The sequence below is a fragment of the Acinetobacter geminorum genome, from assembly GCF_013009345.1.
GTDB lineage: Bacteria > Pseudomonadota > Gammaproteobacteria > Pseudomonadales > Moraxellaceae > Acinetobacter > Acinetobacter geminorum.
This window is the reverse complement of sequence record NZ_JABELE010000035.1, coordinates 1-8,878: the sequence shown is the minus strand read 5'-3', so window position 1 is coordinate 8,878 and position 8,878 is coordinate 1. Positions and strand designations below refer to the sequence as shown.

The 8,878-nt window shown below is 39.5% G+C and carries 5 protein-coding genes, 2 tRNA genes and 1 pseudogene; 4 read left to right on the top strand and 4 right to left on the bottom strand.

Annotation, left to right across the window (positions count from 1 at the left end; translation table 11 throughout):
* Together HJG58_RS18440 and HJG58_RS18435 are read right to left on the bottom strand one after the other, a co-directional pair.
* Positions 1 to 77 (bottom strand) — tRNA-Arg (locus HJG58_RS18440).
* 10 nt (positions 78 to 87) lie between these two features.
* Positions 88 to 178 (bottom strand) — tRNA-Ser (locus tag HJG58_RS18435).
* Positions 179 to 439: 261 nt separating this feature from the next.
* Here HJG58_RS18435 and rnr point away from each other — a divergent pair.
* The 4 genes from rnr (at position 440) to HJG58_RS18415 (ending at position 5,732) form a co-directional block, all read left to right on the top strand.
* Complete coding sequence (rnr, locus tag HJG58_RS18430) at positions 440 to 2,857, top strand: ribonuclease R (protein ID WP_171545337.1); 2,418 nt, start codon at positions 440 to 442, stop codon at positions 2,855 to 2,857.
* 133 nt (positions 2,858 to 2,990) lie between these two features.
* Positions 2,991 to 5,045, top strand: a complete 2,055-nt coding sequence (locus tag HJG58_RS18425) for a M3 family metallopeptidase (RefSeq protein ID WP_170249788.1) — start codon at positions 2,991 to 2,993, stop codon at positions 5,043 to 5,045.
* A 40-nt stretch (positions 5,046 to 5,085) separates the two neighbouring features.
* Positions 5,086 to 5,295 carry a YheV family putative zinc ribbon protein gene (locus tag HJG58_RS18420; protein ID WP_170249787.1) on the top strand — a complete coding sequence of 70 codons (210 nt, stop codon included), beginning with the start codon at positions 5,086 to 5,088 and terminating at the stop codon, positions 5,293 to 5,295.
* An 11-nt stretch (positions 5,296 to 5,306) separates the two neighbouring features.
* Positions 5,307 to 5,732 carry a hypothetical protein gene (locus tag HJG58_RS18415; protein WP_170249786.1) on the top strand — a complete coding sequence of 142 codons (426 nt, stop codon included), beginning with the start codon at positions 5,307 to 5,309 and terminating at the stop codon, positions 5,730 to 5,732.
* A gap of 167 nt (positions 5,733 to 5,899) precedes the next feature.
* Here HJG58_RS18415 and HJG58_RS18410 read toward each other — a convergent pair whose 3' ends face one another.
* Together HJG58_RS18410 and rrtA are read right to left on the bottom strand one after the other, a co-directional pair.
* Positions 5,900 to 8,110: a TRAP transporter large permease subunit gene (locus tag HJG58_RS18410; protein ID WP_170249785.1), complete on the bottom strand. Its 2,211-nt coding sequence runs from the start codon at positions 8,108 to 8,110 to the stop codon at positions 5,900 to 5,902.
* A 179-nt stretch (positions 8,111 to 8,289) separates the two neighbouring features.
* Positions 8,290 to 8,808 (bottom strand): annotated as a pseudogene (gene rrtA / locus HJG58_RS18405) (rhombosortase); the annotation flags it as partial.
* Positions 8,809 to 8,878: the final 70 nt, after the last annotated feature.

Here is an 8,878-nt window from a genome sequence, read left to right as displayed (position 1 = left end):
TGGTGCGCTCAGAGAGATTCGAACTCCCGACCCCTTAGTTCGTAGCCAAGTGCTCTATCCAGCTGAGCTATGAGCGCATTAAGTAAATGGCGGTGAGAGAGGGATTCGAACCCTCGATACCAGTAATAGGTATGCTTCCTTAGCAGGGAAGTGATTTCAGCCACTCATCCACCTCACCGGAACGAGCCGCCATAATACAAACTAAAACCCTATTGTTCAAGTCATCATAGTGAAATTTTCTTGTTTTTTAGCTCAATGAATTATTTTTTAAGCAATTTTCTCATTATTTTCGTCTTTTTTGATCAAACGCTTGTTAAGATAGATATTATTTCTTCATCAAAATACTGTAGTGCATAACACATTATTGCAAACCTAAACGTGCAGTTCGGGTCTGCATGACTTATGCTAAACTTATCTGCCAAGCGTGAAACCAAACGACATGACAAAAAACTGGGCTGACCCCGAAGCGAAAGCTGAAGCTGAACGTTATGACAATCCTATTCCGAGCCGTACTCTTATTTTAGATACATTGGAACAATTGCAGACACCGCAATCTCATGCAGAACTTGTAGATCATTTTAATATTCATGACCAAAAAAGTATTGAAGCTCTAAGTCACCGCTTAAGTGCCATGGTTCGTGACGGTCAAATCATGAAAGACGGGTTTAAATTTCAGTTGGTGGCAGATCAACCAACCTATGAAGCAACTGTTTATATCAATAGTAAAGGTTTAGGTACGGCACATATTGATGGTCAAACTGATCTTTTACTTCCTGAACGTGAATTACGTTTAGTATTTAATGGTGACCGAGTTAGAGTGCGCCAGACTTCGGTTGACCGTAAAGGTAAACCTTGGGGCTTTATCACAGAAGTTTTACAACATCGTGTTAAACAATTAATTGGTAAATTGTCGGTTCACGATGGCGAATATTTTATTCAACCCAACAATCCAAATCAGCACCAACCTATTCCTTTAGAAAAAGAACTCGTAACACACGCTAAAGCAAATGTTGGCGATATGCTACGTGTCGCAATAGACAGCTATCCAACTCGTGAAGAGTTTGCAACGGCGCATATTATTCAATCTATGGCCGACAAAGCCGATACAGAAATTATCATTCCACAAACCATTCTTGAATTTGGTTTGCCATATGAGTTTCCAGATCAGGTCTTAAAAGAAGCTGAAAGTTTTAAAGAACCATCCGCTCAAGATCGTGAAGGCCGCATTGATTTACGAGATTTAGCATTAGTTACGATCGATGGTGAAGATGCTCGAGATTTTGACGATGCTGTTTATGCAGAAAAACGTCCAGGGGGCGGTTATCGTGTAGTTGTCGCAATTGCTGATGTTAGCCATTATGTACGCTTAGACTCAGCCCTCAATGAAGAAGCTGAGGAACGTGGTACTTCGGTATACTTCCCACACTTTGTATTACCAATGCTACCAGAGGCTTTGTCAAACGGCTTGTGTTCTCTGAACCCTCATGTAGACCGCTTATGCATGGTCTGCGACTTGAAACTCTCTCGTACAGGCCGTGTAACTGGTTACGATTTTTATCCGTCGGTTATGCATTCAAAAGCACGTTTGACCTATACACAGGTAGCACAATATTTTGACGGCGCAACAGATGCGATTCCAAAAGACCGTGATGTTCATAAATCTTTAAATACGCTTTTCCAGCTTTATCAGATTTTGAAAAATTTACGTGCCGACCGTCATGCAATGGAATTTGAAACCATTGAAACCTACATGACTTTTGATGAGCTAGGCGGGATTAAAGAAATTTTGCCACGTACACGTAATGAAGCCCATAAGCTCATTGAAGAATGCATGTTACTTGCTAACGTTGCTGCAGCTGAATATGCATTAGAACATGATGTTCCAATGTTATACCGCGTGCATGAAGCTCCTGAATTCTCACGTATTCAAAAAGTAAAAGACTTTGTGAAATTACTGGGTCTACCCTTCCCCGACCAACCAACTCAAGCAGACTATCAAAGAGTAATTGAAGCAACTAAAGATCGTATTGATGCACCGAGTATTCATGCCGTCTTATTACGCTCAATGATGCAAGCTTATTATGGTGCAAAAAATGCAGGGCACTATGGTTTGGCCTATGAAGCTTATACGCATTTCACTTCACCAATCCGTCGTTACCCAGACTTATTGTTACACCGCGCCATTAAAGCACATTTGAAACAAAAGCCTTATCCACTCTCTGGTGCGGCACTAGATGATGCAGGTGAACATTTCTCTCAAACAGAGCGCCGCGCTGATGAAGCATCTCGCAGCGTAACAACTTGGTTGAAATGTCACTATATGCAACAGCATCTAGGTGATGAATTTATTGGTATTGTAAGTGCGGTGACCGAATTCGGTTTATTCGTGACACTGAAAGATTTATATGTCGATGGTATGATTCATATTAGCCAACTCGGCGATGACTTCTTTATTTATGACCAAGCCAGTCAAAATCTAGTAGGTCAAAATCGTGGTCAAGTCTTTGGTTTGGGTGATGAAGTTAAAATTCAGGTTGCTGGTGTCAATCTGGAAGAACGTAAAATTGACTTCCAGCTCATTAAGCAAGTTACCCATGCAGGCCGAGTAGTTCGTTGCCGTGCGCCGCGTACAACTAAAACTACTACGCAGGCGACTGAAGAAGTTTTCAGTAAACCAACTGTCAGTAGTGATGGTGAGCGACCTGTTCACAAAAAGAAAGAAAAAAGTAAGCCAAGTTCTTATACCAAGAAATCCGGTAAGAAAACTTCAGCAAAAGCCGAGACTAAATCAGAAAAGGTGAAGAAAAAATCTAAGCCTAAAAAGAAAAAGTCGAATGCAAAATCAAAGGCCGAATAGTTAAAAATAATTATCACGATTAAGAAATAAGTCTCCAATTGGAGGCTTATTTCTTTTTAAAAGGGTTATTTTACACATTAAGCTTGATTTCCGACTTGAGAGGACCTACATCTAATACCATGTTTAAAAAATAATGTGGCTATTAGCAATGACTTTACAGCAAGCGACTTTACCAACTCCGCGTTTTGATCAAATTGAACTAGAAAATTTAAAACAAGATATCCAACAAGCGATCCAAGCAGGTCAGGAATTTTTAAATACTCTTACAGCTGCGCCTACAGATACAGCTCAGCAACTTGCCGTACTTGAGCAAGTCGATACACTTGAAAATAATCTAAGTGAATCATGGGGCGTTTTATCGCATTTAAACGCGGTAATGAGCAATGCAGAAACGAGAGAAGTCTATCAATCTTTATTACCAGCATTAAGTGAATATTACACCCAGCTTGGTCAACACACGGCGCTTTATCAAACCTATCAACACATCCATGATGGCCAAGGTTATACATCTCTTAGCCCTGCACAGCAAAGTGCTATTCGTCTAGCTTTACGTGACTTTAAACTTTCAGGTGTAGCCTTAGAGGGTGAAGAGAAAAAACGTTATGCAGAGATTTCTGCGCGTCTTTCACAGCTTTCTTCTGATTTTTCAAACCACGTTCTTGATGCAACACAAGCTTACTTTAAGCCACTTACCGAAGATCAGTTAAAAGGTCTTCCAGAAAGTAATATTGAGTTATTAAAACAGTATGGTAAACAACGCGAACTTGACCAAGCTGTCGCAACCCTAGATTTCCCAGCATATTTTGCAATCATGACTTATGCAGATGACCGTGAATTGCGTGAAGAGCTTTATAAAGCTTATGTGACGCGTGCATCTGATGAGTCTGAACAAACTGAGTTTGATAACAGCAAAATTATGGAAGAAATTTTGAGCCTTCGTCAGGAAATGGCAAAACTACTTGGTTTCAATAACTATGCTGAATATTCTCTTGCAAGCAAAATGGCACCAGACGTAAAAACAGTACATGAGTTTTTGGTTGACCTAGCAGAGCATGCGCGTGCTCCTGCGCTTCAAGAAGTTGCAGAACTTCAAGAAATTGCCAAACAAGATGGTGTTGATGATCTTAAACCTTGGGATACAACTTACTATTCTGAAAAGCTGAAACAGCAACAATTTAATTTATCTCAAGAAGCATTAAAACCATATTTCTCTGCAACTAAAGTCGTTCAGGGATTATTCCAGATTGTGCAGCGCCTATATGGCATTAACATTATTGAAAGACAAGCACCTGTCTGGCATCCAGAAGCAAGTTATTTTGAATTAGAAGACCAAGGTCAAGTGATTGGTGGCTTCTTCTTTGACATCTATGCACGTACAGGTAAACGTGGTGGCGCATGGATGAACGGCTTCCGCTCGCGCATGCAAACACTTCATGGCTTACAAAAACCAATTTGCTATATGGTGTGTAATTTTACTCCTCCAGTAGGTGACCAACCTGCTTTATTGACTCATGACGAAGTGATTACTTTGTTCCATGAATTCGGACATGGTTTACATCATATGTTGACCGAAGTAGATAATATCTCGGTTGCAGGAACGCATGGGGTTGCTTGGGATGCAGTAGAACTACCGAGCCAGTTTATGGAATTCTGGTCATGGGATAAAGAAAGTCTAGATGTATTAAGTGAACACATCGATAGTAAACAGACTTTGCCACAAGAATTACTAGATGCTTTATTAAATGCTCGATTCTTCCAATCTGGTATGCAAACTTTACGTCAGCTTGAATTTGCATTGTTTGACTTAACCATTCACACCAAAACGCCTGCCCTGAACAGTGAGCAAATTCAGCAAACGTTAAACGACATTCGTAAGCAGTATGCAGTCGTTCCTACTGTCGACTACAACCGTTTCCAACATAGTTTTAGTCATATTTTTGCTGGTGGTTATGCTGCAGGTTATTACTCTTACAAATGGGCAGAAGTCTTAGCAAGTGATGCATTTGATCGTTTTGAAAATGAAGGTATTTTTAATACTCAAACGGGTAAAGAATTCCGTCAGGCAATTCTAGCTGTGGGAGGAAAAGACACTGCACTTGAGGCATTTGTTAATTTCCGTGGACGCGAGCCTAAAATTGACGCGTTGTTACGTCATCAAGGTTGGACGAATGACAACAAAACCGCTTAAACTATGGGCCTAAATTGATCGTGTGGTTAGGGTGATAAAGATGAAAAAACGTTTCATTGCTGGGGCAAAATGTCCAAAATGTGAAGCCATGGATCGAATTGTCATGCTAACCACCGCAGAAGACGAATGGATTGAATGTATCGAATGCGGTTATAGCGAAAATCGTCCGACTCATGTTGATGAGCCTGAAACGCCTGCTGAACCAGATGAAATTGGGGTGATACAGTTCAAGCCGCGTCGTCACGACTAAAGGTCTTAAATATGCCACTACAAAGAAAACAAAACTCAAAATTATTATGGATTTTAATTGGGGGCTTAAGCATTCTCGTAGTGCTTTTTTTTGCAGCGCAATGGTTTTTTAAAAAAACCGAGTCGTCAGCACCACTGGTTGATCCACAACCTGTCTCGACACCTGCTCCTGCTAAACCAGCTGACCCATCACCAAGTTCTGAACCCTTAGCTGAAAATGCAAGTTCTCAGCAACTTGTCAGTGAAAATGTGCTTAAAGAGCCTGTCCCAGCACAAGAGTCTTTAGCAAAAGAAGAAGTATCTAAACTTGAAGATATTCATCGCCAGCTAAAAGATCAGGAAGCAACCTTAAAAGCTCAGCATGCTGATGCTGATCAATTAACTAAACTCAAAGAAGAACAAGTTAAATTGCTCGAAGCTCAGCTTAAACAGCAATAGTTTTTCAATAGAATCTAAAAAAGCTAAAGCTATCCATCTTTAGTTTCTAATGTTAAGAAGAAAATTAGATTTTTATCGAATGCAGAATACTCATATTGTATCATTCAAAAAAACACCCTCTTAAAGAGGGTGTTTTTTTATCAATATATTTACTTCAAATCATTAGATTAGTGATACCAACCGAATAATTTAAAGAAGTAAGGTGCATAAGCAATGATAAGCATTGCAGGCACCATTACAATTAGTGGAAGTACCCATCGCTCGAAGCGGTAGAAGAACGATTTATGGCGAACTTCTGCATCTGCTTCAGATACCTCATCGTCGCCAATTGCTTGCCTAGCTAATAAATGGTTTAGAGCAACGGGCGGAGTAATATAACCAAGTTCAAAACCAATTAAAGCAATCATCCAAAAATGTACAGGATCGATTCCGTATTTGTATGCTACTGGTGCTACGGTCGCTGAAATTAAAATAACGGCACCAAATGGATCCATAATCATACCGACAAATATCATCAGAACTACAATCAGAGAAATCACAACAAATAGACTATTAATATCTGTTGGGAAGGCCTCCATGATTTCAATTCTTTCTAAGAATCCACCAACACTTACAGATAATGCCATAAGGATAACTAATGCACCAATATGTCCTACAGTTTCACTGGTTGCTGTATGTAAAGCTGATCGGAAAGAGACCCTTCGTTCAGGATTACGTGGATCATCAACAGGTTTGACTGCCGGAATAGGCTGCGAACCATCTGATGGAACCGTATAGACATTTAAGGTACTGTCCCAATGCCCTACTGGAGCTAATGGAGCAGGTTCTTTACGTAATTTATCGAATAACACCATTAATAATAAAATCACGGGCATCATTACTGGTGCAGTGAACTCATTCAAATCTGTTGCTAAAGCATGCTTGTAAAACAACCAAATTAAAATAAAAATTACAATATATGGAGATACAAGAACAAAAGCACGTAAAGATTTTGGGAAAGCGATTTTTACTGGCGCGATACGGAATTTTTGCTCAGCAAAAAATAAAGAAACTATCAAGAATAAAGTTGATGATAATAAGAATGTATATACCCCATAGTGATATAACATATCTGTTGTGACTTCTTTATTCAACGATGCAACAACAACTATCAGCAAGCATGGTCGTAACACAACACCTAATGAACCAGACATAGCTGTGGCTGCCAATGCAAATTGACGGCGACCACCTGCATTCCAAACTTCTTTATAAATAATTGCACCCGCTGCAATAACGAAAATACCTGAAGCTCCTGTATAAGCTGTTGGTAATGCGGCAGCAATTAGAATTAACCAAGTTAGTGTTTCTGGAGCAAGATTCCAAGGTCGAAGGATATTTAAAAATAAATCAACAATGCGTGTCTGTTTAAGTAACATCCCGGCCCAAATAAACAGAGCCAGATTTAAGAATATACTTGAAAACTCAACTAACTGGCCAAGGTAAATCCCCTGCCCCATTGGGTAATCCATAAAGAAAGTAAATGCGACACCAGTGATAATCGCCATATAGGCATAGAGCGGTACGCTTAAGAAAGCAAGCCCAAGATTTCCCCCTTCTTTCGTCGGAGTTGGAGATTTAATCAACTGGAATAAACTGATTAATGTCAAAGTCGCAAATAAAGTAATCCATAACCAATAAATCACTTGCATTTCAATTGCTACGGGCACCCCCGAACCAGTTACCGAATGGTATTGGCTAATCGTTGATGATGTTAAAAGACCATTGGCAAATAACATTGCGATTGAATAAACACGAAAATCTATTCTAGTGGCAGGACTGCGTAAACCAATATGATGTGTCTTTAATGTAGCCGTTATTGCCGCTAATACAACCATCACAACTAAAAGCATTGCTCTATTTTCAGTACCAAATTTAAAGAGACCAAAAAAAGAGGTTTCTATCGTTCGATACGTACGGATACTTGGATGCGCATCCATATAAGTGATCGCTTTATCATAGAACTGATATTTTTCATCACATTGTTGCTGTGCTGCGAGTAGTGATGCACGGACATCACTTTCCGATGCCGCACCAAAGAAACTCGCGAAATCATCAGACGCGTTCGCTTTCATTTGTTCTTTTACTTGAGCCTCGATATTTGGATGTCGATCACAAGTTGGCTTTTCAGGCTCAGCACGCAAAAAAGAATATTGCATACCTGTAGCAGGGTCGCCATAAAGACGTTCCCCGATACGTAATAATTGTCCGTGGATCATTTCCCCGGTACCAATAATTAGCGTCATTAATAGCAAAATGAGGATGACGAATGTTGAGATCCATTCGTTCCAGATATAACCCAGCAGACCTAATCCAGATCTTTTTTCTTGATGTTCTTGCATAAATATTCCAATTTGTTCTCTCAAATCCCTAAAAAAATAAGGACTTGAGTCATGCAATTTTTCTTGGTCAGGGGTTAAATCCATCCCCCTTCTACCAATCCCTTTATTCAACGATCAAATTTGCATCAAACTTTGTTAATAAAGAATGACTAAAATCTCTTTTTTAACAGCTTGTATTGTCAATGTTTCTTTTTTAATCTCTGGAAAATCCAATAACATCCTCCAAAGATTGCTCCACCAATTGCCCCATATAGATGAGCTTCAGTTAAAACTGGACTCCCTATTAGTTGAGCAGTTCCTGTTTGCCCAAAAGTATTTTCCCATATGAGTTTGGCAATAATTAACCCTAAAACCAGCAAAGCAAAATTTCGCTCTTTACGATATTGCAGATAGACCAAAGCAACCGCTGTATATAGTCCATGTAAGACACCAGACAGACCTGCGTAAGCTTCGATATAAGGTAAATAAAAGTAGAACACCAAACTAATAAAGGGTGGCAACAGCAAAAGTAGACTTAGAAGATGCCATGCTTTTGTATGTGGAAAAATAAAGGGTAAACAAGCGAATGCCATCATATTTAAAAGGAAATGAACCCATCCAACGTGTACCCAATGTGCAGTCCACAAACGCCAGAATTCGCCAAGTAAACTTCCGCGCCAATAAATAAAAGTATCAGGAAACACCTGTAAAGATGGGGACTGTTCTAAATTTTGTGTAAGTACTTAATTTTCATTTATCCTTCAGAGGATAATTACAAAAGGTACTTCA